The sequence below is a fragment of the Methylobacterium litchii genome, from assembly GCF_038442315.1.
Classification (GTDB): Bacteria; Pseudomonadota; Alphaproteobacteria; order Rhizobiales; family Beijerinckiaceae; genus Methylobacterium; species Methylobacterium litchii.
Window position 1 is genome coordinate 203,196 of sequence record NZ_JBBXMY010000006.1, and the last position, 23,926, is coordinate 227,121.

Genomic DNA, 23,926 nt, shown 5'->3' on the forward strand with positions numbered 1-23,926 from the left:
GGGGCCGGGGCATGGGCAGGCTGCGGCTCCCCATCCTGGCCCTCGGCATCCTGCCGCTTTTGGGACTGGCAGCGCTCGCCGCTTACGCCCTGTCTCTGCCGCCCCTCGACCTGAGTGCCGCAAGGGCGCGCTCGGTGGTCGTGCTCGACAGGGCAGGGGACTTGCTGCGCCCCTTCGCGACGGCGGATGGCCGCTGGCGGCTTCCGGTGAGCGCCGGGTCGGTCGATCCGCGCTACCTCGCGATGCTGCGCGCCTACGAGGACCGGCGCTTCGACCACCATGCCGGCATCGACCCCGCCGCTGTGCTGCGGGCGGCGCTGCAGGGCCTGCGCCACGGGCGCATCGTCTCCGGCGGCTCGACCCTGTCGATGCAGGTCGCCCGCCTCGTGGAGCCAAGGGCGCAGCGCTCAGTGGCCGCGAAGCTGCGGCAGGCGGTGCGGGCGGTGAGCCTGGAACGCCGGCTCGGCAAGGCGCAGGTGCTCGACCTCTACCTTGCCCTCGCGCCGTTCGGCGGCTCGCTGGAGGGCGTGCGCGCGGCGAGCCTCGCCTATTTCGGCCGCGAGCCCGCCCGGCTCACCGTGGCGCAGGCGGCCCTGCTCGTGGCCCTGCCGCAATCGCCCGAGACCCGCCGACCCGACCGCTTCCCCGAACGGGCCAGGGCGGCGCGGGACCGGGTGATCGGCATCGCCCAGGCGCGCGGCCTCCTCACCGCCGACGAGGCGGCGCAGGCGCGGGCGGAGCCCGTCCCGCAGGGCCGTCGCCCCTTCCCGATGATCGCCGCCCACGCCGCCGAGGAGGCGGTCGCCGCCGACCCGTCGAACCCGGTGATCCGCCTGAGCCTCGACGGGCGCTTGCAGGCGAGCCTCGAAGCGCTGGCCACGGAGCGGGCCGCCTCGGCAGGGCCGGTGCTGTCGGCGGCCATCGTGGTGCTCGACAACCGCGACGGACGACTCCTCGCTCAGGTCGGCAGCGCCGGCTACCTCGACGCGAGCCGGCGGGGGGCCATCGACATGACCCGCGCCATCCGCTCGCCCGGCTCGGCGCTGAAGCCCTTCGTCTACGCCATGGCGTTCGACGCCGGGCTCGCCCATCCCGAGACGCTGATCGAGGACCGCCCGTCGCGCTTCTCCGCGAGCTACGCGCCGGAGAACTTCGACCTCACCTTCCAGGGCACGGTCAGCGCCCGGCGGGCCCTGCAACTCTCGCTCAACGTGCCGGCCGTCGCGCTGATGGAGGCGGTGGGCCCGGCGCGCTTCGTGGCGCATCTGCGCGCGGCGGGGGCCGATCTGCGCCTACCCCGCGAGGCCGCCCCCGGCCTGCCGGTGGCCCTGGGCGGCCTCGGCCTGACCCTCACCGACCTCGCCCGGCTCTATGCCGGCCTTGCCCGCGAGGGGCGGATGCCGCCGCCCGTGGACGCCAAGCGGATCGCGGGGGATGTGGCCGCATGGTACGTCGCCGACATCCTGCGCGGCACGCCACCGCCGGACAACGCCCTGCCGAACCGTATCGCCTACAAGACCGGCACCTCCTTCGGTTATCGGGACGCCTGGGCGGTCGGGTTCGACCGGCGCGTCACCATCGCCGTCTGGGTCGGGCGGGCGGACGGGGCAGCCGTCCCGGGATTGGTCGGACGGATCGTCGCAGCCCCGGCCCTGTTCGACGCTTTCGCCCGCTACGGCGGCGAGCCGACCTTCGGTCCGCGCCCTGCCGAAGCCCTGGTCGCAACCAACGCCACCCTGCCGCCGCCCCTGCGCCGCCTCGCCCACGACGAGGCACAGGAGGGCGCGCCGGCGCTGAAGATCGCCTATCCGCCGGACGGGGCGCGGGTCGATCTCGGCCTCGCCGCGCCGGGCGGCAGGACGGGGGAGGGCGTGATCCTGAAGGCGTCGGGCGGCGTACCGCCCCTCACCTGGATGATCGATGGGATGCCCGTCGACCGAACGATCCGGCGTCAATCGACCTGGGTGCCGGATGGTGCAGGCTTCGCCCGCATCTCCGTTCTCGACGCAAACGGCGCGACCGACAGCGTGGCCGTACGGATTGAATGATTTGCAGGCATTGGTGTCAAGCAAGCTTTACTGTAGCGTAATTGATCCAATTCACGAATTCTCAACCGAACCACGCATAAGTCATTCGATGATGTGGTCTCAGCTGAGGACATACGGCGCTGCCGCGGTGGCGCTCGCTGCGCTCGCAGCCGCGACGGGTCCCGCCGGGACCTCGGAGGATGACCGCCGCGCCGTGTGGCGGGCCGCCTACCGCCCGCCCTCGGTCATCCCCTTCCCCGAGACCAACCCCTATTCCCCCGCCAAGGCGGATCTCGGCCGCAGGCTGTTCTTCGACCCCATCCTGTCCGGGAACAACGACCGCGCCTGCGTCTCCTGCCACCGGCCAGACCTCGCGTGGTCGGACGGGCGGGCGCGCGCCTCCACCCTCGTGGGCGGCGACATGGACCTGCGCACGCCGACGCTCTTGAACGTCGCATGGCAGGACGGGCCGCTCGGGTGGGACGGCAAGTTCCACAGCCTGGAACTCGTGGCGCGGGCGCCGATCACCGGAATCGGCAACATGAACTCCAAGATCCCCGAGGCGGTGCAGCGCCTCTCGGCGGACGAGAGCTACCGCGAGGCCTTCGCCGCCGCCTTCGGCGATCCCGTGGTGAGCGCCGAGCGTCTCGACGCGGCGCTGGCGACCTTCCAGCGCCTGATCGTGGCCGGCAAGGCGCCGTTCGACCGCTGGATCTCCGGCGACGAGGCGGCGATCCCGGACGCGGCCAAGCGTGGCTTCGATCTGTTCAACGGCCGCGCCGGCTGCTCCGGCTGCCATTCCGGTTGGTCGTTCACCGACAGCTCGTTCCACGACATCGGCACCGCCACGGGCAACGACATCGGCCGGGGCCGGCTGATGCCGAACTCGGTCGCCCTGCGCTATGCCTTCAAGACGCCGACCCTGCGCGAGGTCGGCAAGCGGGCGCCCTTCATGCATGACGGCTCGATCCCGACGCTCGAAGCGGTGATCGATCTCTACGACAAGGGCGGGATCGAGCGGCCCAGCCGCTCCCGGCAGATCAAGCCCCTGAACCTCACGGCCGAGGAGAAGGCCGACCTTCTCGCCTTCCTCGGCACGCTCACCGCCGAGGGGGACCGGGACGAGACCTCGGCGGTCTTCCCGCCCCAGGCGCCGACGCCCTGAGGGCGCCGCAGGCTTCGCTTGCGGGGTCTAATGGAAGACCGGCAGGCCGGAGCCGAGCAGAACCAGACCCGACACGAGAAATACGCCGCCCGAGGTCTCGAAGGCTTCGGCGCGCAGGCCTGCGGACGGCGCGTGAGCCGCGAGGGCGACGCCGAGGCAGAGGCTGAGAGCGCTCGCCAATCCCATCATGAACGACTTCTCCGCAAGGCTCTCCGGGTGCCCCGGCGCGACCGCTACGGCCACGCTAGGCGCCAAGCCTTAACCGCATGCTTCCAGCGGCCGTTCCTCGCAGGCTGGGGACAGTGCGTGCTCTAAGACACACAGAATCCACAGCGTTAACCTTTTGGGTAGACATGTTAACAAAGGCTTAGCGTCGGGAGGCGGAATCGATTTAAATTCATTTCATAGAGCACGGCCGATCAGGGCGAGGGTCTTATGCAGTCCCCCAGGAAGTTGTTTTCTGGTCTTCTTTCGCCCTTCGCCGCCGCGGTCCCACTGAGCTTAGCCTTGTCGGGCGAAGCCAGCGCGCATGTGAAGTGGTTCTGCGCCTACGACGTATCGGGCCAGCCGCGCGGTCTTGAGAACGTCCTCTGCCTCAATTTCGAATGGTTGGTGGCGCTGGCCCTGGCCTGCCTGATGTTCGGCTGCCTCGCCGAGGGCACACCGCTCGGCACCGCGCTGCTCAACGCCCTCGACCGCGTGACGACTCGCATCCGCACCGACACCGAGCTTCTGGTGCGCGCCACGGTCGGCTTCTTCTTCGTCTCGCTCTGGGGCCTCGGCGGCGTCATCCTGACGCCCGAACTCAAGACCGACGTCGCCTGGATCCCGTGGTTCCAGCTCGCCCTCGCCGGATGCCTGATCTGGCGCAGGACGATGCCGATCACTGGCCTCGGGATCGTGTTCCTGTTCTCCTACGCCACCGCGCAGTACGGCCTGTTCCACCTCGCGGATTATCCGGTGTTCCTGGGCGTCGCCACCTACCTGATCCTGCGCGGCCTCGACGTGTCGCCCTACGGCATCCGCCCCCTCGACATCGTCCGCTGGACCGCCGCGATCACCCTGATGTGGGCCTCCGTCGAGAAGTGGGCCTACCCGCAATGGACGGATCCGCTGATCGCGGCCAAGCCCTCCATGACGATGGGTGCGAGCCCCGAGCTCTTCATGCAGGCGGCCGGCGTCATCGAGTTCACCCTCGCCTTCGCCCTGATCTGGACCCCGCTGGTGCGCCGCACCTCCGCCCTGATCCTGGCCGGCGTGTTCATCTCGGCCATCTTCGAGTTCGGCAAGATCGACGCCATCGGCCATTCCGGCATCATCGTGGTCCTGCTCGGCATCGCCGCCGACGACGTGCGGGCCAAGGTCCGGGTCCGCGACACGGTCCTCGCCCCAGCCTGGTACGCCGCCTCCCTCGCCGGCTTTCTCCTGCTCTACTATCTCGGCCACGCCGCGATGTATGGCGGGTTCTCGGAACTGCCGGTGATCTAGGCTCCCCTCAGCGAGACCGACCGAATGACGCGAAGGCGTCGTTCAGGCCGGTCAGCAGGATCTGGGTGCCGACGCAGAGGAGCAGGAAGGCGAAGAGCCGCCCCAACACCCGCGCCCGCGCCGGCCCGATCAGGGCGACCACCCGGTCCGCCGAGCCGTAGACCAGGGCGACGAGCAGGGCGACGCCGAGCGCCGCCAGCGAGACCCCGGTGTAGAAGCCGATCCGGTCGGCCAGCATCTCGGGCCGGCTCGCCCCCAGCGTGATCGCCACCGCGATGGTGCCGGGGCCGGTGGTGAAGGGGAGGGTGAGGGGGAAGAAGGCGATCTCGGCGAGGTTGCCGGAGGGCGCTTCCACCGGCAGGTCCTGGGCCCGCCTGTCCCGCGAGCCCGACGCCTCAGCCTGCTTGCGGGCCTCCCGCGCCTCCGGCCGGTTGAGTTGCGTCCAGGCCGAGGACATCACCACGAGCCCCCCGGCGATGCGCAGGGCCGCGAGGCTGACGCCGAAGAAGTTCAGGATCGGCGTGCCCGCCCAGAGGGCGCCCAGCATGATCATCGCCGCGTAGACGCCGATCCGCCGCGAGAGCAGAACCCGCTCGGCATGGCTGAAGCCGCCCGCGACCTGCGCGAAGATGAGCGAGCCGCCGATCGGGTTGACGATGGCGATCAGGCCCGAAAAGGCCAGCAGGAAATGCTGGATCGTGGAATCGACGCTCACCCGGCTCCGCCCTCCGTTCGGAGGAAGGTCTAGCCGGGTGCGGGCGCCGGGACGAGTACGCGGGCCGGGGCGAGGCGACGGGCGCGGCGCACCTGTGCCACGGCGATCGGGCGGTAGAGCTGCTTCGTCGCGTCGATGACGTGGAGCCCGGCGAAGGGCATGGCGAGCGACGTGCCGCAGGCCTCCCAGATCGGCCCCGTCCGCAGGAGCACCCGCGAGCGCACGGGAGGCATGTACAGGATCTCGGCCCAGCCCTCCGGCGAGAACAGCGTGTCGCGCATCAGCCGCCCGAGCTGCGAACGGCTGTAGGGCTGGCCGTGGCCGAAGGGCGTCGCCTCGCGCCGAGCCCAGATGCCGCGCCGGTTCGGCACCACCAGCACCATGCGCCCGCCCGGCGTGAGGGTGCGCCAAACCTCCTGGAGCAGTTCGGTCGGGCTCTCGACCGATTCAAGCGCGTGGACGAGGATCACCCGGTCGATGGCCGCCTCGGGCAGGGGCATCATGGTCGGGTCGGTGAGGGCAGTGCAGGAGCGACCGGAGCCCGGCCAGTTCACCACCCCCTGCGAGGCCGGCATGAAGGCGAGCGTCCGTTCGGCGATGCAATGGACGGGGGCGAGGTAGGGAGTCGCGTAGCCGATCCCCAGGACGCGCAGGCCCGAGACCGACCCGAGGAAGCCATGCACCGAACGGCCGACGACCCTGAGGGTCGTGGCGCCGAGGGGCGTGGCATAGAAGGCCCTCAGGCCGTTGACGTCGAGGCGCATGATCGTTCTACGCGCTTCTGCAGGCTGCCGCTGATCCCGGCGGGGCGTGCGCCCCGCGTCCAGGGCCATCAATGGTGGCGGGAATGGCCCGCGGCAAGGCGTGGCGGAACCTCGCTGCGCGAAAGCGGCTTTTTCCAACCGGAGCCTTGGACGGGATCGGTCGCGAGGCAGCAGGGAGAGACGCGGACGTGTCAGCGCAGGTCAAGACGTTCCTCTGCCGCTCGGACAATATCGGCGTCCTGATCCACGATTCAGAGACCGGCGCCTGCGCCGCCATCGACGTGCCGGAAGCCGGCCCCGTCCTCCGGGCCCTCGACGAGACCGGCTGGCGCCTCACCGACATCCTCGTCACCCACCGCCACGGCGACCACATCGCCGGCATCCCGGAGGTGAAGGAGAAGACCGGCGCCCGCGTCACCGCTCCGCGCAAGGCGGGTGGCGAAATCCCCGGCGTCGATGTCGCGGTGGGCGAGGGTGATACGGTCTCCGTCGGGTCGCTCACGGCGCAGGTCTGGGAGACGCCCGGCCATTGCAGCGACCACATCACCTACTGGTTCGAGCAGGCGGGACTCGTCTGCGCGGGGGACACGTTGTTCACCCTCGGCTGCGGCCGCGTCCTCGAAGGCCCGCCGGAAGTGTTGTGGCGTTCGCTTCAACGGTTTTCGTCGCTGCCGGACGACACCCAAGTCTTCAGCGGGCATGACTACGTACTGTCGAATGGCAAGTTCGCCCTCGCCGCCGACCCGAACAACGAGGCCCTGCGCGCCCGTGTCGCGGAGGCCGAGCAAGCCAAGCGCGAGGGCCGCTTCCTCATCCCTTCGACTCTCGCTCACGAGCGCCGCACCAATCCCTTTCTGAGGAGTGAAAGCCCAGAACTGGCACAGGGCGTCGATCTGCCAGCAGGTACGAGCGCGGAGAAGGTGTTCGTCACTCTAAGGTCGTGGAAGGATCGGTTCTGAGCGAGTTGAGACGGAAAAATTTGTTGCGTTCTCAAATCATTTTGAACATACGACACATAAGCGGCAGCGAAGCTGCATGAGCACGCGGGCTCCCGGGGGGACACCGCAGAGTCAACCGGAAGCGCCCCGGCGCTTCTTTCGGAACGATGGGGGTCCGCCTCGCCCTACCACCTGTCCTCTTCCCGCCTTCCACTTCCGTTCCTCAGGTCGGATGTCGAATCCTCGAAGGATGACGAGCCCGGCCTTAAGGTAAGCCTCCCGGGAATCGACGGTCTTCCGCCTGCCGCGTCGCGTGATGGCGCCGAGGCCACGGGGCCCACCAAGGCCCGGGCTCCCGTTTCAGCCGATATCCGCCTTCTGGGCATCGCCACCGAGCATCTGGCGCGGCTCGGTCCCAAACGGGTGACGGTGGTCGCCGTGGCCGCCGAGGCGGGCATGACGCACGCCAACGTCTACCGGTACTTCCCCTCGAAGGATGCGCTGCTCGACGCCGTGGCGGGGCGCTGGCTGCGGGATGTGGAAACGCGGCTCGCCGGCATCGCCGACGCTCCCGATCCGGCCGACGACAAGATCGAGCGCCTGCTCGTCGCCCTCGCGGCCCTGCAGCGGGACGCGCTGGCCAACGAACCGAACCTGTTCGCGGTCCATCTCGACGCTACCGTCGCGGCCCGCCCCATCGCCCGACGTCACCGGGTGCGCCTGCGCAGCCTCGTGGAGCGAGTGGTCGAGGAGGGAATCACCTCCGGCATCTTCTCGGCGCGGGACCGGGAACGGGCCATCGCCTACATCTTCGACGCGAGTTACCGCTTCACGCATCCCCTCGCGATCCAGCACGACGCGGACGTGCCGCGAGACCTGATCGAGGCGCGGTTCGGCGCCGTGATCCACGCCATCCAGCGAGTCTTACGCGCTGGGGTGCTCTGAAAGACCAGGGCGGGGTTCGCGGCAGACGCGACCCCGCCCTTCTCGTTTTCGGGCCGCGAGTCGCGCCAAGGCGCCCCTCGAAAATGTGAAACTGACAGGTTCGGCATTCTGTCATTGCGACCTTCCGGCTCGCTGCACCGCACCTAAAACCTTTGCAGCACAGCGATTTCCGCGCTGGTCCTGCGCGTGCCCGGACGGCCTTCCGGCGCGATCCGGCCCTTTGGCCAAGTCGCATCGGGTTGAAGCGACGGTGCTTTTCGGCCACACAGCCGCGCAGAATTTCGGACGCGACCGAGCCGGCGCAATGCACGCTGGCGCGAACCCTACGCGCTACGAACGCACAGTTTCAAAGGAGGCAGACCCGACATGGCACGCAGCAAGATCGCCCTCATCGGTGCCGGCCAGATCGGCGGAACCCTGGCCCTTCTCGCCGGCCTCAAGGAACTGGGCGACATCGTGCTGTTCGACATCGTCGACGGCGTGCCCCAGGGCAAGGCGCTCGACATCGCCGAGGCCGCCCCGGTCGAGGGCTTCGACGCGAAGCTCGCGGGCGCCAGCGACTACTCGGCGATCGCCGGGGCCGACGTGGTGATCGTCACCGCCGGCGTGCCGCGCAAGCCCGGCATGAGCCGCGACGACCTGATCGGCATCAACCTCAAGGTCATGCAGGCGGTGGGCGAGGGCATCAAGGCGCACGCGCCGGACGCCTTCGTGATCTGCATCACCAACCCGCTCGACGCGATGGTGTGGGCACTGCAGAAGTTCTCCGGCCTGCCGAAGAACAAGATCGTCGGCATGGCCGGCGTGCTCGACTCGGCCCGCTTCCGCCACTTCCTGGCCGAGGAGTTCAACGTCTCGGTCGAGGACGTCACCGCCTTCGTGCTCGGCGGCCACGGCGACGACATGGTGCCGCTGGTCCGCTACTCGACCATCGCGGGCGTGCCGCTCCCCGACATGATCAAGCTCGGCTGGTCCACCCAGGAAAAGCTCGACGCCATGGTCGAGCGGACCCGTAAGGGCGGCGGCGAGATCGTGAACCTGCTCAAGACCGGCTCGGCCTTCTACGCCCCGGCCTCCTCCGCCATCTCGATGGCCGAGAGCTACCTGCGCGACAAGCGCCGCGTGCTGCCCTGCGCCGCCCATCTCGACGGCCAGTACGGCATCGACGGCCTGTTCATCGGCGTGCCGGTGGTGATCGGCGCAGGCGGTGTCGAGAAGGTCCTCGAAGTCGAGTTCAACGGCGACGAGAAGGCGATGTTCGAGAAGTCGGTCAACTCGGTGAAGGGCCTCATCGAAGCCTGCAAGACCGTCGACGGCTCGCTGGCCTAAGCCACTCGCCCCTCCCTCTTCGCTCCTCTGAAAGAGGCTCCGATGAACATTCACGAATACCAGGCCAAGGCGGTCCTGCGGGAGTTCGGCCTGCCGGTCTCCCGCGGCGTGGCGATCTTCAACCCCTCCGAGGCCGAGGCAGCCGCCAAGGAACTCGGCGGTCCGGTTTGGGTCGTGAAGAGCCAGATCCATGCCGGCGGTCGCGGCAAGGGCACGTTCGTCGGGGCCCCGCAGGGCGCCAAGGGCGGTGTGCGCGTCACCAAGTCCATCGACGAGGTGAAGCAGTATGCCGGCGAAATGCTCGGCCAGACCCTGGTGACGATCCAGACCGGCCCGGCCGGCAAGCAGGTGAACCGTCTCTATATCGAGGAAGGCGCACAGATCGCCGCCGAGTTCTACCTGTCGATGCTGGTGGACCGCGAGACCGGCGGCGTCGCCTTCGTGGTCTCCACCGAAGGCGGCATGGATATCGAGGCAGTCGCCCACGATACCCCTGAGAAGATCCACACCATCCCGGTCGATCCGGCCACGGGCGTCATGCCCCATCACGGCCGGGCGGTCGCCAAGGCGCTGGGGCTCACGGGTGCCCAGGCCAAGGAAGCGGCCGACGTCACCGACAAGCTCTACAAGGCCTTCGTGTCGAAGGACATGAGCCTCCTGGAGATCAACCCGCTGGTCCTGACCGGCGACGGGCACCTGAAGTGCTTGGACGCCAAGATGGCCTTCGATTCGAACGCCCTCTACCGGCACCCCGACATCGTGGCGCTGCGCGACGAGACCGAGGAGGACGCCAAGGAGATCGAGGCGTCGAAGTACGACCTCGCCTACATCGCGCTCGACGGCACGATCGGCTGCATGGTGAACGGCGCGGGTCTGGCCATGGCCACCCTCGACATCATCAAGCTCTATGGCGAGAGCCCGGCGAACTTCCTCGACGTGGGCGGCGGCGCCTCGGAGGAGAAGGTGACGGCGGCGTTCAAGATCATCACCGCCGACCCGAACGTGAAGGGCATCCTCGTCAACATCTTCGGCGGGATCATGAAGTGCGACGTGATCGCCAACGGCGTGATCGCGGCGGTGAAGGCGGTGGGGCTGCAGGTCCCGCTGGTGGTGCGCCTGGAAGGCACCAACGTCGAGCAGGGCAAGGCAATCATCCGCGCCTCCGGCCTCAACGTGATCCCGGCCGACGACCTGGATGACGCCGCCCAGAAGATCGTCGCCGCCGTGAAGGGAGCCTGATCATGTCGGTGATGATCGACGCCAACACTAAGGTCATCTGCCAGGGCTTCACCGGCAAGAACGGGACCTTCCACTCCGAGCAGGCGCTCAGCTACGGCACCAAGATGGTCGGCGGCACGTCCCCCGGGAAGGGCGGCTCCACCCATCTCGGCCTGCCGGTGTTCGACACGGTCGCCGAGGCCCGCGAGGCCACGGGCGCCGACGCCTCCGTCGTCTACGTGCCCCCGCCCGGCGCGGCGGACGCGATCTGTGAGGCCATTGCGGCCGAGATCCCGCTGATCGTGTGCATCACGGAAGGGATTCCGGTGCTCGACATGGTGCGCGTGAAGCGTGCCCTGGTGGGCTCCAAGTCCCGTCTCGTCGGCCCGAACTGCCCCGGCATCGTCACGGCGGGCCAGTCGAAGATCGGCATCATGCCGGCCAACATCTTCCGTCAGGGCTCGGTCGGCATCGTCTCGCGTTCCGGCACGTTGACCTACGAGGCCGTGTTCCAGACCACGACGGCGGGCCTCGGCCAGACCACGGCGGTCGGCATCGGCGGCGATCCGGTGAAGGGCACCGAGTTCATCGACGTGCTCGAACTGTTCCTGGCCGACGACAAGACCGAGTCGATCGTGATGATCGGCGAGATCGGTGGCTCGGCCGAGGAAGAGGCGGCGCAGTTCCTGCGCGACGAGGCCAAGCGCGGCCGCAGCAAGCCGATGGTCGGCTTCATCGCCGGCCGCACGGCGCCCCCCGGCCGCCGCATGGGCCATGCCGGCGCGATCATCTCGGGCGGCAAGGGCGGCGCCGAGGACAAGATCGCGGCGATGGAGGCGGCGGGCATCCGCGTCTCCCCGTCGCCGGCGCGCCTCGGCTCGACCCTGGTCGAGGTCCTGAAGGGCTGACGACCTCCCCGGCGGCCTCTCGCGGCCGCCCGGCGCAAGGCAATCGGGTGAGGGGCGCGCGGCGCCCTTCACCGCTTTCTAGAGCCGGCGACGTTCCGGCACCGCGATGCGGGTGGCTCCGCCGCCCGCCCGAGCGACAGGATGGACGGACCATGGCACGCCAGGACGTGAACGAAGCGCTCCTCGAAACCTCGTTCCTCTACGGCGCGAACGCCGCCTACATCGAGGAATTGCAGGCGGCTTACGCGCGCAACCCGCATTCCGTCGATCCCGAGTGGCAGAACTTCTTCAAGGCCCTCGGTGAAGACGAGACCCTCGTCGAGAAGAACGCCGCCGGCGCCTCCTGGGAGAAGCCGAACTGGCCGGTGCCGCTGAACGGCGAGCTGGTCTCGGCCATGGACGGCAACTGGGCCGCCCTGGAAAAGGCCATCGGCGACAAGATCGTCGCCAAGGAGAAGAAGGGCGAGGCCCTGCCGGGCAAGCCGGTCGATGCCGCGGCCGGCGGCGTCCTGGCCACCACCGGCGTCTCCGTCGAGCAGGCGACCAAGGATTCGGTGCGGGCGATCATGCTGATCCGCTCCTACCGCATGCGCGGCCACCTCCACGCCAAGCTCGACCCGCTGGGGCTGGCCCCACGCGGCGATCACGAGGAGCTGCACCCGCAGCATTACGGCTTCACCGAAGCCGATTACGACCGGCCGATCTTCCTCGACAACGTGCTCGGCCTGCAATTCGGGACGATCCGCGAGATCGTGGACATCCTGGAGCGGACTTACTGCCAGACGCTCGGCGTCGAGTTCATGCACATCTCCGATCCCGCCGAGAAGGCGTGGATCCAGGAGCGCATCGAGGGCAAGGACAAGGAAATCTCCTTCACCCCCGAGGGCCGGCGCGCGATCCTCAACAAGCTGATCGAGGCCGAGGGCTTCGAGAAGTTCCTCGACCTCAAGTACACCGGCACCAAGCGCTTCGGCCTCGACGGCAGCGAGGCGATGATCCCGGCGCTGGAGCAGATCATCAAGCGCGGCGGCGCGTTGGGCGTCCGCGAGATCGTGTTCGGCATGGCCCATCGCGGCCGCTTGAACACCCTCACCACCGTGATGGCCAAGCCCTTCCGGGCGGTGTTCCATGAGTTCAAGGGCGGCTCGGCCTCCCCGGCGGAAGTCGAGGGCTCGGGCGACGTGAAGTACCACCTCGGCGCCTCGTCCGACCGGGCGTTCGACGGCAACAACGTCCACCTCTCGCTCACCGCCAACCCGTCCCACCTCGAAATCGTCGATCCGGTGGTGCTCGGGAAGGTCCGCGCCAAGCAGGACCAGTGGGCGAAGCCCAACGTCGAGCGCCGCACCGTGCTGCCGCTGCTGATCCACGGCGATGCGGCCTTCGCCGGTCAGGGCGTGGTGGCCGAGTGCTTCGGCCTGTCGGGCCTTAAGGGCCATCGCACCGGCGGTTCGGTGCACTTCATCATCAACAACCAGATCGGCTTCACCACCGATCCACGCTTCTCGCGCTCCTCGCCCTATCCGTCGGACGTGGCGAAGATGGTCGAGGCGCCGATCTTCCACTGCAACGGCGACGACCCGGAGGCCGTGACCTTCGCGGCGAAGATCGCGGTCGAGTACCGCCAGAAGTTCGGCAAGCCGGTCGTGATCGACATGCTGTGCTACCGCCGTTTCGGCCACAACGAGGGCGACGAGCCGGCCTTCACCCAGCCGAAGATGTACCAGCGGATCCGCAAGCATCCGACCGTGCTGGAGACCTACGGCCGCAAGCTCGTGGACAACGCCACCCTCTCGCAGGAGGCGCTGGACGCCCGCAAGGCCGAGTTCCGGTCGATGCTCGACAGCGAGTTCGACATCGCCACGAACTACAAGGCCAACAAGGCCGATTGGCTCGACGGGCGCTGGTCGAACATGAAGGCCGTCCACGAGGACGTGGACGATCCGCGCCGGGGCCGCACCGCCGTGCCGGCCGAGACGATCCAGGAGATCGCCCGCAAGATCACGCAGGCGCCCCCCGGCTTCCACCTGCACCGCACGATCCAGCGCTTCATGGACAACCGCGCCAAGGCCGTCGAGACCGGCGCCGGCATCGATTGGGCGACGGCCGAGGCCCTGGCCTTCGGCGCGACGCTGCTGGACGGCAACCGGGTCCGGCTGTCCGGCCAGGATGTCGAGCGCGGCACCTTCTCCCAGCGCCACGCGGTGGTGATCGATCAGGAGAACGAGCAGCGTTTCACGCCGCTCAACAACATCCGCGACGGGCAGGCGCAGATCGAGATCATCAACTCGATGCTCTCGGAAGAGGCGGTGCTGGGCTTCGAGTACGGCTACTCGCTGGCCGAGCCGAACGCGCTGGTGTTGTGGGAAGCGCAGTTCGGCGACTTCGCCAACGGCGCACAGGTGGTGTTCGACCAGTTCATCGCGTCGGGCGAGCGCAAGTGGCTGCGCATGTCCGGCCTCGTGCTGCTGCTGCCGCACGGCTACGAGGGGCAGGGGCCGGAGCACTCCTCGGCCCGCCTGGAGCGCTATCTCCAGGCCTGCGCCGAGGACAACATCCAGGTCGCCAACTGCACGACGCCCGCGAACTACTTCCATATCCTTCGCCGGCAGCTGAAGCGTGACTTCCGCAAGCCGCTCATCCTGATGACGCCGAAGTCGCTACTGCGCCACAAGCGCGCCGTGTCGACGCTCAGCGACATCGCCGAGGGCTCGACCTTCCACCGCGTCCTCTGGGACGAGGCGGAGAGCGAGGGCAGCGAGTACAAGCTGGTCCGCGACGACAAGATCCGCCGCGTCGTGCTGTGCTCGGGCAAGGTCTATTACGACCTGCTGGAAGAGCGCGAGAAGCGCGGCATCACCGACGTCTACCTGATGCGTGTGGAACAGCTTTACCCGTTCCCGCTGAAGGCGCTGGCCAACGAGATGGCCCGCTTCCGCAACGCGGACGTGGTGTGGTGCCAGGAAGAGCCCAAGAACATGGGCGCGTGGTCCTTCGTCGAGCCCTATCTCGAATGGGTGCTGGGCCAGGCCAACTCCCCCGTGTCGCGCGCCCGCTACGTCGGCCGCCCGGCTTCGGCCTCCACGGCCGTGGGCCTGATGTCGAAGCACCAGGCGCAGTTGCAGGCGTTCCTCAACGAGGCGCTGGCCGTCTGATCCGTCCCGAGACTCCGGCGGCCGCGCTCAGCGACCGCCGATCCCATCCAGGGTCCCCCGGGGACCCGCCGACCTGACAGAGCGAGACCATGGCAACCGACATCCTCGTCCCGACGCTCGGGGAATCCGTGAGCGAGGCCACGATCGGCCGCTGGTTCAAGAAGCCCGGCGACGCGGTGGCGGCCGACGAGCCGTTGGTGGAACTCGAGACCGACAAGGTCACCCTTGAGGTCAACGCCCCGGCGGCGGGCGAACTCGGCGAGATCCTCGTGAAGGACGGCGAGACCGTCGAGCCGGGCGCGATCCTCGGCTCCATCGTCGAGGGTTCGGGCGCTCCCAAGAAGCCGGAGCCGAAGGCCGCCGCCAAGGAAGCCCCGAAGCAGACCGCCGAGACGAAGGCCGAGAGCCGCAGCGAGGCCCCGAAGCCCACCGAGGCGAAGGCCCCCGAAGGCGGCGCCGGTTACGGCAACCACGACGCGGGCACCCCGGCCCAGCAGCGCCCGGTGGGCGACAACGGCCCGGCCGTCGCCAAGCTCGCCCGTGAGTCCGGCGTCGATCCGTCCGGCGTCAACGGCTCCGGCAAGGACGGCCGCGTGACCAAGGGCGACATGCTCGGCGCCATCGCCAAGGGGCCGAGCAGCCCGGCCCCGGCCAAGGAAGCCCGTCCGAGCATGCCGCGCGCCCCGTCCGCCCCGGACGACGCCTCCCGCGAGGAGCGCGTGCGCATGACGAAGCTCCGCCAGACCATCGCGCGCCGCCTGAAGGACGCGCAGGACACGGCGGCGATGCTGACGACGTTCAACGACGTCGACATGTCCGCCGTGATGGCGATGCGCAGCCAGTACAAGGACATCTTCGAGAAGAAGCACGGCACGAAGCTCGGCTTCATGGGCTTCTTCACCAAGGCGGTGATCGGCGCCCTCAAGGACGTGCCGGCGGTGAACGCCGAGATCGACGGGCAGGACCTCGTCTACAAGAACTACTACCACATTGGCATCGCGGTCGGGACCGATAAGGGCCTCGTCGTGCCGGTGGTGCGCGATGCGGACGACCTGTCCATCGCCGGCATCGAGAAGAAGATCTCCGGCTTCGGCAAGAAGGCGCGCGAGGGCAAGCTCTCCATCGAGGACATGCAGGGCGGCACCTTCACCATCACCAACGGCGGCATCTACGGCTCGCTGATGTCGACGCCGATCCTCAACGCGCCGCAATCGGGCATCCTCGGGATGCACCGGATCGAGGAGCGCCCGGTGGTCCGCGCCGGCAAGATCGAGGCGCGCCCGATGATGTACCTCGCCTTGTCCTACGATCACCGCATCGTGGACGGGAAGGAGGCCGTCACCTTCCTCGTGCGCGTGAAGGAAGCCCTGGAGGATCCGGCCCGGCTCGTGCTGGATCTCTGAGGATCCCGTTGAACCCATGAGGAGCGGAGACGTGAGCGGACAAACCACCCCCGTCGCCGTCGTGACCGGCGGCAGCCGCGGCATCGGGCGGGCGGTGTGCCTGATGCTGGCGGATCGCGGCTACGCGGTCTGCCTAAGCTACGTCTCCGATGCGGGGGCGGCCCAGGCGGTGGTCGAGGCGATCACCGCCAAAGGCGGGCAAGCCGTGGCTGTCCGCAGCGATGTCGGCGTCGAGGCCGACGTGCTCGCCCTGTTCGAGGCCGCCGACCGGCTCGGGACGCTGAAGGCGCTCGTCAACAACGCGGGCGTGGTCGATGTCGCCGGCCGCGTCGATGAGATGAGCGCCGCGCGGCTTCAGCGGATGATGACGACGAACATCGTCGGCAGCTTCCTCTGCGCCCGCGAGGCGGTGCGGCGCATGTCCACCCGGCACGGCGGGCATGGCGGCGGCATCGTCAACCTGTCCTCGGTCGCGGCCCGCCTCGGCGGCCCCGGCCAATACGTGGACTACGCCGCCTCGAAGGGCGCCATCGACACCTTCACCACCGGCCTCGCCCGCGAGGTCGCGGCGGAGGGCATCCGTGTCAACGCGGTGTCACCGGGCATCATCGATACGGAGATCCACGCCAGCGGCGGGCAACCCGACAGGGTCGCACGGCTGGGGCCGGACCAGCCGATGGGCCGGGCCGGCACGGCGGAAGAGGTGGCGGCTCCCATCGTGTGGCTCCTGTCCGAGGACGCCGCCTACACGACCGGCGCCAACATCCTCGTCTCCGGCGGCCGCTGACGTCCCATCGCCTTACGGAACAACCCGTCCGGCCCCTCAAGCCGGAGAAGGAAACGAACGATCATGTCCTACGATCTCGTCGTCATCGGCACCGGCCCCGGCGGTTACGTCTGCGCGATCCGCGCGGCGCAACTCGGTCTGCGGACGGCCGTCGTCGAGAAACGCGCGACCCATGGCGGCACCTGCCTCAACATCGGCTGCATCCCGTCGAAGGCGCTGCTCCACGCCTCCGAGGCCTTCGAGGAGGCCAGCAAGCATTTCGGCGACCTCGGCATCGATGTCGGCACGCCGAAGCTCGACCTGAAGAAGATGATGAGCTTCAAGGCCGACGGCGTCGCCGGCAACACCAAGGGCGTCGAGTTCCTGCTGAAGAAGAACAAGGTCGAGACCTTCCACGGCACCGGCCGGATCGCCGGAGCGGGCCGCGTCGAGGTGCTGTCCGAGGACGGCGGCAACCAGATGCTGGAGACGAAGAACATCGTCATCGCCACGGGCTCGGACGTGGCGAACCTGCCCGGCATTACCGTGGACGAGAAGGTCGTCGTCTCCTCGACCGGTGCCCTGGAGCTCGACCGCGTGCCGAAGAAGCTCCTCGTCATCGGCGCGGGCGTCATCGGCCTGGAACTCGGCTCGGTCTGGCGGCGTCTCGGCGCCGAGGTGACGGTGGTCGAATACCTCGACCGGATCCTGCCGGGCATGGACGGCGAGGTCGGCAAGCAGTTCCAGCGCATCCTCGGCAAGCAGGGGATGGAGTTCAAGCTCTCCACGAAGGTCACGGGCGTCGAAGTCGGTAAGAAGGGCGCGACCGTCACGGTGCAGCCCGCTGCCGGCGGCGAGGCCGAGACGCTGCAGGCGGACGTGGTGCTCGTCTGCATCGGCCGCGTGCCCTACACCGAGGGCCTGGGGCTGGAGAATGCCGGCGTCCAGAAGGACGATAAGGGCCGCATCCACGTCGATTCGCACTTCGCAACCAACGTCACCGGCATCTACGCCATCGGTGACGTGATCGCCGGGCCGATGCTCGCCCACAAGGCGGAGGACGAGGGCGTCGCCGTGGCCGAGATCCTGGCGGGTCAGTCGGGCCACGTGAATTACGCGGTGATCCCGAACGTCGTCTACACCTTCCCCGAAGTGGCCTCGGTCGGCCGCACGGAGGAGGAACTGAAGAAGGACGGCATTGCCTACAACGCGGGCAAGTTCCCCTTCACGGCCAACGGCCGCGCCAAGGCCAACGGGACCACGGACGGGTTCGTGAAGGTGCTAGCCGACGCGCAATCGGACCGTGTGCTCGGCGTGCACATCGTCGGCGCGGATGCGGGCAACCTCATCGCCGAGGTGGCGGTGGCCATGGAGTTCGGCGCCTCGTCCGAGGACATCGCCCGCACCTGCCACGCCCACCCGACCCTCACCGAGGCGGTGAAGGAAGCCGCGCTCGCGGTGAACAAGCGCGCCATCCACGTCTGAGGGGTCAGGCGCGCAACCGCGCCCGGGGATGGGCCGCCTCGTAGGCGCTCATCAACCGGGCGGCATCGACCTGCGTGTAGAGCTGCGTCGTCGAGAGCGAGGCGTGGCCGAGCAGTTCCTGGATCGCCCGCAATTCGCCCTGCCGGGCGAGGAGGTGGGTCGCGAAGGAATGGCGGAGCGCATGCGGCGTCGCCTCGTCGGGCAGCCCGAGGGCGCCGCGCAGCCGCGCCACCGCGTATTGGATGATCCGGGGCGACAGCGGTCCGCCCCGGGCGCCGACGAAGAGCGGCCCCTCCGGCGGCAACGGGAACGGACAGGCGGCGAGATAGGCGGACACCGCCTCCGCGACCACCGGCAGCACCGGCACCATCCGCTCCTTGCCGCCCTTTCCGAGCACCGTCACCTGATCGACCCCCGGCAGGGGCGCATCGGCCCGGCGCAGGCCGAGCGCCTCGGAGATGCGCAGGCCCGCCCCGTAAAGCAGGGCGAGGACCGCCGCGTCGCGGGCGAAGATCCAGGGCTCGCGGTCCTCCCCCGCGCGGATGCCGACATCGGTCAGCGCCACCGCCGCGTTCACCGGCAGAGGGCGCGGCAGGCGCCGGGGCACCTTGGGCGAGCGCACGCCACCGAGCGCCGAGATCGCGCCGTGGCCCTCGCGCTCCAGGTGGCGCCCGAAGGAGCGCAGGCCGGCGAGCATCCGCATCAGCGAGCGACCGGAGATGTCGTCCGCCCGCCGGGCCGCCATGAAGGCGCGGATGTCCCGCACCTTCAGGTCGATGAGCATGGCGATGGTGGGCGCGCCGCGCCGGCTTTCGAGATGGACGAGGAACTGTCGCAGGTCGCGGTCATAGGCCTCGACCGTGTTGGCCGACATCCGCCGCTCGCGGGCGAGGGCATCGGTCCAGCCCGCGACGGCCGCCCGCAGCGGGCCGTCCCCTGGCGGGAGAAGGATTTCAGCAGGGGCGTCGGAAGCGGACGATGGGGGCATGCCCCCATCAGAGCGCGACGGCGTTAACGCACCGCTTCAGCGGGTGTAATCGCTGTCCAAGACCTGTTCGAGCCATACGACCGGCGAGCCGTAGAAGGCTTCCTGCACAGCGATGTGGCTCATGGACGACGTGGCGCTCGCCCCGTGCCAATGCTTCTCGTCGGGGGCGAACCACACCACGTCCCCGGTCCGGACCTCCTCCACCGGGCCGCCGAGCGTTTGCACCCATCCCGTGCCATCGGTCACAATCAGCGCCTGCCCGAGGGGATGGGTGTGCCAGGCCGTCCGCGCGCCGGGCTGGAACGTCACCCAGGCCCCGCCGGCGCGGGACGAATCCGTGGGGCCGAACAAGGGGTCGATCGTGACGCTGCCCGTGAACCACTCCGCCGGGCCTTCCTTGCAGGGCCGCGTACCGATCCGCCTGATCTCCACGAGACCTAACCCTTCGTTCGCAAACGTTCCGGCAAAGATGCACGAAATGGGATTTGATTGGCAAGTCACTTGCCCGACGATTCTATATCCTTCTAAAAATTTTAGAAATACTATCTTATGAGCAACATTGTATATTGCTGCGCGGCGCTCGCCGAGATCGCGGGGTGCTACGCCTTTTGGATGTGGCTGCGGCTCGGCCACTCCGCGTGGTGGGCGGTCCCGGGCGTCGCATCGCTCATGACCTTCGCGGGCCTGCTGACCCTCGTCGAGAGCGAGGCGGCGGGCCGCGCCTTCGCGGCCTATGGCGGCGTCTACATCGCCGCGTCGCTGGCCTGGATGTGGTTCGTGGAGGGCGAACGCCCTGACCTGCGCGACGGGCTCGGCGCCGCGCTGTGTCTCCTCGGCGCCGGGATCATCCTGTATGGGCGCGGCCGGTAGGGGCTCTCACGCCCGGCCCATCCCGAAGAACTCGGCGTTCGGCCGCAGATCCGTGGCGCTGGCGAGGCGGTTCGACAGGGCGAACAAGCCGGTGATCGCGGCGATGTCCCAGATGTCGTCCTGCGAGAATCCCTGCTCCTCCAGGAGCGCGTGGTCCTCCGCGCCGACCGCGCCCGGATCGAGGGCGAGCTTCACGGCGAAGTCGAGCATCGCCTTTTGGCGCCACGAGATGGCGGCCTTGGCGTAGTTGGTGGCGATCTCGTCGGCGAGCAGCGGGTCCTTCGCGCGGATCCGCAGGATCGCCCCGTGGGCGACGACGCAATAGAGGCAATGGTTCGCGGCGCTCGTCGCCACCACGATCATCTCCCGTTCCGCCTTGTTGAGGCCACCGGGCCGGTCCATCAGCGCGTCGTGATAGGCGAAGAAGGCGCGGAACTCCTCCGGCCTGTGGGCGAGCGCCAGGAAGATGTTGGGCACGAAGCCCGCCTTCTCCTGCACCTGCTCGATGCGCTGCCGCAGGTCGGCGGGCATCTCCGCCAGCGACGGCACCGGGAAGCGGCTGATCGGAGTGTCGTGGCGCATCCTCGTCCTCGTCTGGTGAGAGGCCCGGCTTCACGGTACGGGTGGGGCAGCCGGCCTGCGTCCTGAAATCGGGCTCACGAGCCCCCGAGCGAGCATGATGAGCACCGCCATGACAACCGGCACGAACGCTCCGGTCCGTATCCTCGGGATCGATCCGGGCCTGCGCCGCACCGGCTGGGGCCTGATCACCGCCCGAGGGACCAGCCTGACCTATCACGATTGCGGCGTGATCACCTCCGATGGCGAGCTGCCGCTGGCACTGAGGCTGCGCGAATTGTTCGAGGGGCTGACCCGGATCTGCCAGACGCTCCAGCCCGACGAAGTCGCCGTGGAGGAGACCTTCGTGAACAAGGACGCGCAGGCGACCCTGAAGCTCGGCCATGCCCGTGCGGTGGCGCTGCTCGTGCCGGCGCTGGCCGGGCATCCGGTGTTCGAATACGCGGCCAACCTCATCAAGAAGACGGTGGCGGGCTCCGGCCATGCCGACAAGGCGCAGATCCAGGCGATGGTGCGCTTCCTGTTGCCGAAGGCGGAATTCCGCGTGGCCGACGCGGCGGACGCGCTGGCCATCGCCGTCACCCATGCGAGCCACCGGGATTCCCACGCCCTGCGGGCGCGCCACCTCACTGGCCGGGCGCCGCGCAGCCTGTCGGGCGTCGCGCAGGCGGGCCAGACGCTGGAAGGCAAGGGCTATTCCGCCGTCGCCGCGGCCCGCATCGAGGCCGCGCTGGCGAAATCGCGCTGATGGTGTGGGTGAGGAACTTGGTGGGGGAAGTAGGACTCGAACCTACGAAGCTTACGCAGCGGATTTACAGTCCGCCCCCTTTGCCGCTCGGGACATTCCCCCAAGGTCGGTGAGGCCCGCCTGGGGCCGTCCCGCGCCGCCCTTATGGTGGGGGGGTGGCGCCGTGTCAACGCTTCCCTGGCGCAACCTGCGCAGTTAAACCCCGCCTCCCGCGCGGGCGGGCGAATGATGCATCCATCATGCAATGGCGCCACAACCTGGTCGTGCGCAAGGATCGCTTCGAGCCCGCAACCGTGGCCGTAAGCAGGCCTGGGGGCCGGAGCGCGTCACACGCCGATCGTTCGACGATCTGAGACAAACATAAAGCAGATTTTTACTGGCCGCTCCGTCCATTTCCCTGTCTCAGGCGCTGGAAGCGATCACACTTTGCGTTGGCGGGCGGAACAACCGCATGCCGAGTATTGACTTCAACACTCCGTGATCGGAATTATCTCTCCACCACGAATATTGCGTATAAATACGTGACTTAGCCGAACGTATCTTCGCACGATGCGCTTCTGCGATTATGGATGCGGCGTGTCATCGAGTCTCGCAATAGAAGCTCTCTTGATCGCGATCTGCCTCGGAAGCCTTCTGAGCGGCGTGATTCTCGCTGCGCTGTCGGTTCGGGATCCCTCGCGCGCCGGTTTCCTCGAGCGCTGGAGCGGGATCTGCCTGATCGTCGGCCTGTGCCTCCTCGGGGTCAGTCTACGTATTTCCCGCTGAGGCAGCCGCCAGTGGAACGTCACATCGATGCGACATGTTGTCGGTGCATCGCGCCACGACGGTCGCGGCGTAGGACGGAGTAGACCCATGAGCCTTCTCGGCAACATCGTCAGCAAGATCCTCCACCCGTTCGGTGGCGGACAGGCAGAGGCGGCCCCCTCCTCCACGACATCGAGCTCCGGCCAGACCAGCACGCCCGCTCCCACGGGTAGCGCAGGTGGCAGCAGCGGCGATCCGGTGGATGTCGAAGCCGTCCTCACCGGCATGGCGGAGAAGAACCCGCAGAAGCTCGATTGGCGCCACTCGATCGTGGACCTGATGAAGCTCCTCGACCTCGATTCGGGCCTCGCGTCGCGCAAGCAGCTGGCCGACGAACTGCACTACACCGGCGACAAGGAGGACTCCGCCTCCATGAACATCTGGCTGCACAAGCAGGTGATGCAGAAGCTCGCCGAGAACGGCGGCAAGGTGCCGGACGACCTCAAGCACTAGTCCCGCGGCCCTCCCGTGACCCTAGGATCACGGGAGGGCGCCTCTGCTCAGCGCCCCGTGCGGACCCGCGTCCAGAGCCGCGTGACGAAGCGCTGGGTGCGCTCGTCCCAGGCAGTGTTCACCGAGAGGCGCTGCATCGTCGCCTCGTCCGGGTAGATGCCGGGATTGTTCAGGATCTCCGGCTTCACGCGGGCCTTCGCCGCGAGGTTGCCGCTCGCGTAGGACACGAAGTTCGTGTTGGCCGCCGCCACCTCGGGCCGCATCATGTAGTCGAGGAAGGCCAGGGCCTCGTCCGGGTGCGGCGCGTCCTTCGGGATGGCGAAGGAATCGAACCACATCAGCGATCCCTCCTTGGGGACCACGTAGGCGACCTCGACGCCGTTATTGGCCTCGTCCGCCCGCTTCTTGGCCTGCAGCACATCCCCCGAATAGCCGACGGCCATGCAGATATCGCCGTTGGCCAGCGCCTGGATGTATTCCGACGAATGGAATTTCCGCACGCTGCCGCGCACCTTGTACAGGGCGTCGGTGACGAGGGTCATGTCGTCCCAGCGCTTGCTGTCGGCCTTGGCGCCGAAGAACGGGAGCATGCTCGGGATCAGGTCCTCGGGGCTGTCGAGCATCATCAGCCCGCATTCCTTCAGCTTCGCGGCGGAGGACGGATTGAGCACAACACCCCACGAATTGACCGGCACGTTCGGCCCGAGCTTCTCCCGGACCAGGGCGACGTTGTAGCCGATGCCGGTGGTGCCCCACATGTAGTCGATGGCGTAGACATTGCCGGGGTCGTAGCCCGCGAGCCGGCTCATGATGTCCGGCCAGAGGTTGCCGAGGTTCTTCAGCTTCGCCTTGTCGAGGGGCCGGAAAGCGCCGGCCCGGATCAGGCGCTGGAGATAGGGCCCCGACGGCACCACGATGTCGTAGCCCGAGCGGCCGGCGAGCAGCCGGGTCTCCAGGATCTCGTTGTTGTCGTAGGTGTCGTAGACGACCTTGATGCCCGTCTCCCGGGTGAAGGCATCGAGCACCTGCGGGTCGATATAGTCCGACCAATTGTAGATGTTGACGACCTTCTCGTTCGCCGGGCGCGCGGCGCCGGCGAACAGGGCGGTGCCGAGCGCCGCCGCGAGGCAGGCGCCGAGGGCGGCGAGCCGCCCCCGCCTCGGAAGACGGAGCGCCAC

Annotated in this window: 23 protein-coding genes and 1 tRNA gene; 16 read left to right on the forward strand and 8 right to left on the reverse strand. The window is 68.6% G+C overall.

Annotated elements, in window-relative coordinates:
- Nucleotides 1-11 precede the first annotated feature (11 nt).
- Together pbpC and AAHF99_RS13695 are read left to right on the forward strand one after the other, a co-directional pair.
- Nucleotides 12-2,048, forward strand: coding sequence for a penicillin-binding protein 1C (gene pbpC, locus AAHF99_RS13690; RefSeq protein ID WP_342164918.1), 2,037 nt, complete (start codon nt 12-14; stop codon nt 2,046-2,048).
- 88 nt (nt 2,049-2,136) lie between these two features.
- Entirely contained in the window at nt 2,137-3,192 is a 1,056-nt protein-coding gene (locus tag AAHF99_RS13695) for a cytochrome-c peroxidase (protein ID WP_412759883.1), read from the forward strand.
- Between the two features lie 27 nt (nt 3,193-3,219).
- Here the strand turns inward: AAHF99_RS13695 and AAHF99_RS13700 are convergent, their stop codons facing one another.
- Nucleotides 3,220-3,435, reverse strand: a complete 216-nt coding sequence (locus AAHF99_RS13700) for a hypothetical protein (protein WP_342164920.1) — start codon at nt 3,433-3,435, stop codon at nt 3,220-3,222.
- Nucleotides 3,436-3,627: 192 nt separating this feature from the next.
- Between AAHF99_RS13700 and AAHF99_RS13705 the strand changes: the two genes are divergently transcribed.
- Entirely contained in the window at nt 3,628-4,680 is a 1,053-nt protein-coding gene (locus AAHF99_RS13705; protein ID WP_342164921.1) for a hypothetical protein, read from the forward strand.
- A 7-nt stretch (nt 4,681-4,687) separates the two neighbouring features.
- Here AAHF99_RS13705 and AAHF99_RS13710 read toward each other — a convergent pair whose 3' ends face one another.
- Together AAHF99_RS13710 and AAHF99_RS13715 are read right to left on the reverse strand one after the other, a co-directional pair.
- Entirely contained in the window at nt 4,688-5,395 is a 708-nt protein-coding gene (locus AAHF99_RS13710) for a MarC family protein (RefSeq protein WP_342164923.1), read from the reverse strand.
- A gap of 29 nt (nt 5,396-5,424) precedes the next feature.
- Nucleotides 5,425-6,159 carry a class I SAM-dependent methyltransferase gene (locus AAHF99_RS13715; RefSeq protein ID WP_243954086.1) on the reverse strand — a complete coding sequence of 245 codons (735 nt, stop codon included), beginning with the start codon at nt 6,157-6,159 and terminating at the stop codon, nt 5,425-5,427.
- Nucleotides 6,160-6,347: 188 nt separating this feature from the next.
- Between AAHF99_RS13715 and gloB the strand changes: the two genes are divergently transcribed.
- From gloB to lpdA, 9 genes are all read left to right on the forward strand, one after another.
- Entirely contained in the window at nt 6,348-7,118 is a 771-nt protein-coding gene (gloB, locus tag AAHF99_RS13720) for a hydroxyacylglutathione hydrolase (RefSeq protein ID WP_342164924.1), read from the forward strand.
- A gap of 348 nt (nt 7,119-7,466) precedes the next feature.
- Nucleotides 7,467-8,042, forward strand: coding sequence for a TetR family transcriptional regulator (locus AAHF99_RS13725; RefSeq protein ID WP_313898749.1), 576 nt, complete (start codon nt 7,467-7,469; stop codon nt 8,040-8,042).
- 366 nt (nt 8,043-8,408) lie between these two features.
- Nucleotides 8,409-9,371: a malate dehydrogenase gene (gene mdh, locus AAHF99_RS13730; protein WP_243954089.1), complete on the forward strand. Its 963-nt coding sequence runs from the start codon at nt 8,409-8,411 to the stop codon at nt 9,369-9,371.
- A 42-nt stretch (nt 9,372-9,413) separates the two neighbouring features.
- Nucleotides 9,414-10,610, forward strand: a complete 1,197-nt coding sequence (gene sucC, locus AAHF99_RS13735; protein WP_342164926.1) for an ADP-forming succinate--CoA ligase subunit beta — start codon at nt 9,414-9,416, stop codon at nt 10,608-10,610.
- Nucleotides 10,611-10,612: 2 nt separating this feature from the next.
- Nucleotides 10,613-11,497: a succinate--CoA ligase subunit alpha gene (gene sucD, locus AAHF99_RS13740; protein WP_243954091.1), complete on the forward strand. Its 885-nt coding sequence runs from the start codon at nt 10,613-10,615 to the stop codon at nt 11,495-11,497.
- Between the two features lie 152 nt (nt 11,498-11,649).
- On the forward strand, nt 11,650-14,652 hold the full coding sequence (locus tag AAHF99_RS13745) for a 2-oxoglutarate dehydrogenase E1 component (protein WP_342164928.1): 3,003 nt from the start codon (nt 11,650-11,652) through the stop codon (nt 14,650-14,652).
- Between the two features lie 89 nt (nt 14,653-14,741).
- Nucleotides 14,742-16,055, forward strand: coding sequence for a 2-oxoglutarate dehydrogenase complex dihydrolipoyllysine-residue succinyltransferase (odhB, locus tag AAHF99_RS13750; protein ID WP_342164929.1), 1,314 nt, complete (start codon nt 14,742-14,744; stop codon nt 16,053-16,055).
- Nucleotides 16,056-16,071: 16 nt separating this feature from the next.
- Nucleotides 16,072-16,842, forward strand: coding sequence for an SDR family oxidoreductase (locus AAHF99_RS13755; protein WP_342164931.1), 771 nt, complete (start codon nt 16,072-16,074; stop codon nt 16,840-16,842).
- Between the two features lie 63 nt (nt 16,843-16,905).
- Nucleotides 16,906-18,306, forward strand: a complete 1,401-nt coding sequence (gene lpdA, locus AAHF99_RS13760; protein WP_342164933.1) for a dihydrolipoyl dehydrogenase — start codon at nt 16,906-16,908, stop codon at nt 18,304-18,306.
- 4 nt (nt 18,307-18,310) lie between these two features.
- On the opposite strand, the gene AAHF99_RS13765 is transcribed toward lpdA, so the two are convergent.
- Together AAHF99_RS13765 and AAHF99_RS13770 are read right to left on the reverse strand one after the other, a co-directional pair.
- The gene (locus AAHF99_RS13765; RefSeq protein ID WP_342164935.1) at nt 18,311-19,294 is read right to left on the reverse strand and encodes a tyrosine recombinase XerC; all 984 of its coding nucleotides are present in this window, start codon (nt 19,292-19,294) and stop codon (nt 18,311-18,313) included.
- A gap of 36 nt (nt 19,295-19,330) precedes the next feature.
- Nucleotides 19,331-19,726 carry a (R)-mandelonitrile lyase gene (locus tag AAHF99_RS13770; RefSeq protein ID WP_342164937.1) on the reverse strand — a complete coding sequence of 132 codons (396 nt, stop codon included), beginning with the start codon at nt 19,724-19,726 and terminating at the stop codon, nt 19,331-19,333.
- Nucleotides 19,727-19,843: 117 nt separating this feature from the next.
- On the opposite strand from AAHF99_RS13770, the gene AAHF99_RS13775 reads away from it, so the two are divergent.
- Nucleotides 19,844-20,164, forward strand: coding sequence for a YnfA family protein (locus AAHF99_RS13775; protein ID WP_342164938.1), 321 nt, complete (start codon nt 19,844-19,846; stop codon nt 20,162-20,164).
- Between the two features lie 6 nt (nt 20,165-20,170).
- Here AAHF99_RS13775 and AAHF99_RS13780 read toward each other — a convergent pair whose 3' ends face one another.
- The gene (locus AAHF99_RS13780; RefSeq protein WP_342164940.1) at nt 20,171-20,746 is read right to left on the reverse strand and encodes a peroxidase-related enzyme; all 576 of its coding nucleotides are present in this window, start codon (nt 20,744-20,746) and stop codon (nt 20,171-20,173) included.
- 109 nt (nt 20,747-20,855) lie between these two features.
- Here AAHF99_RS13780 and ruvC point away from each other — a divergent pair, with 109 nt between their 5' ends.
- Nucleotides 20,856-21,491 carry a crossover junction endodeoxyribonuclease RuvC gene (gene ruvC / locus AAHF99_RS13785; protein WP_342165015.1) on the forward strand — a complete coding sequence of 212 codons (636 nt, stop codon included), beginning with the start codon at nt 20,856-20,858 and terminating at the stop codon, nt 21,489-21,491.
- Nucleotides 21,492-21,509: 18 nt separating this feature from the next.
- On the opposite strand, the gene AAHF99_RS13790 is transcribed toward ruvC, so the two are convergent.
- Nucleotides 21,510-21,593 (reverse strand) — tRNA-Tyr (locus AAHF99_RS13790).
- Between the two features lie 504 nt (nt 21,594-22,097).
- On the opposite strand from AAHF99_RS13790, the gene AAHF99_RS13795 reads away from it, so the two are divergent.
- Nucleotides 22,098-22,256, forward strand: a complete 159-nt coding sequence (locus AAHF99_RS13795) for a hypothetical protein (RefSeq protein WP_342164941.1) — start codon at nt 22,098-22,100, stop codon at nt 22,254-22,256.
- Between the two features lie 87 nt (nt 22,257-22,343).
- Nucleotides 22,344-22,748 carry a DUF3597 domain-containing protein gene (locus tag AAHF99_RS13800; RefSeq protein WP_243954100.1) on the forward strand — a complete coding sequence of 135 codons (405 nt, stop codon included), beginning with the start codon at nt 22,344-22,346 and terminating at the stop codon, nt 22,746-22,748.
- Between the two features lie 47 nt (nt 22,749-22,795).
- Here AAHF99_RS13800 and AAHF99_RS13805 read toward each other — a convergent pair whose 3' ends face one another.
- The gene (locus tag AAHF99_RS13805; RefSeq protein WP_412759884.1) at nt 22,796-23,926 is read right to left on the reverse strand and encodes a polyamine ABC transporter substrate-binding protein; all 1,131 of its coding nucleotides are present in this window, start codon (nt 23,924-23,926) and stop codon (nt 22,796-22,798) included.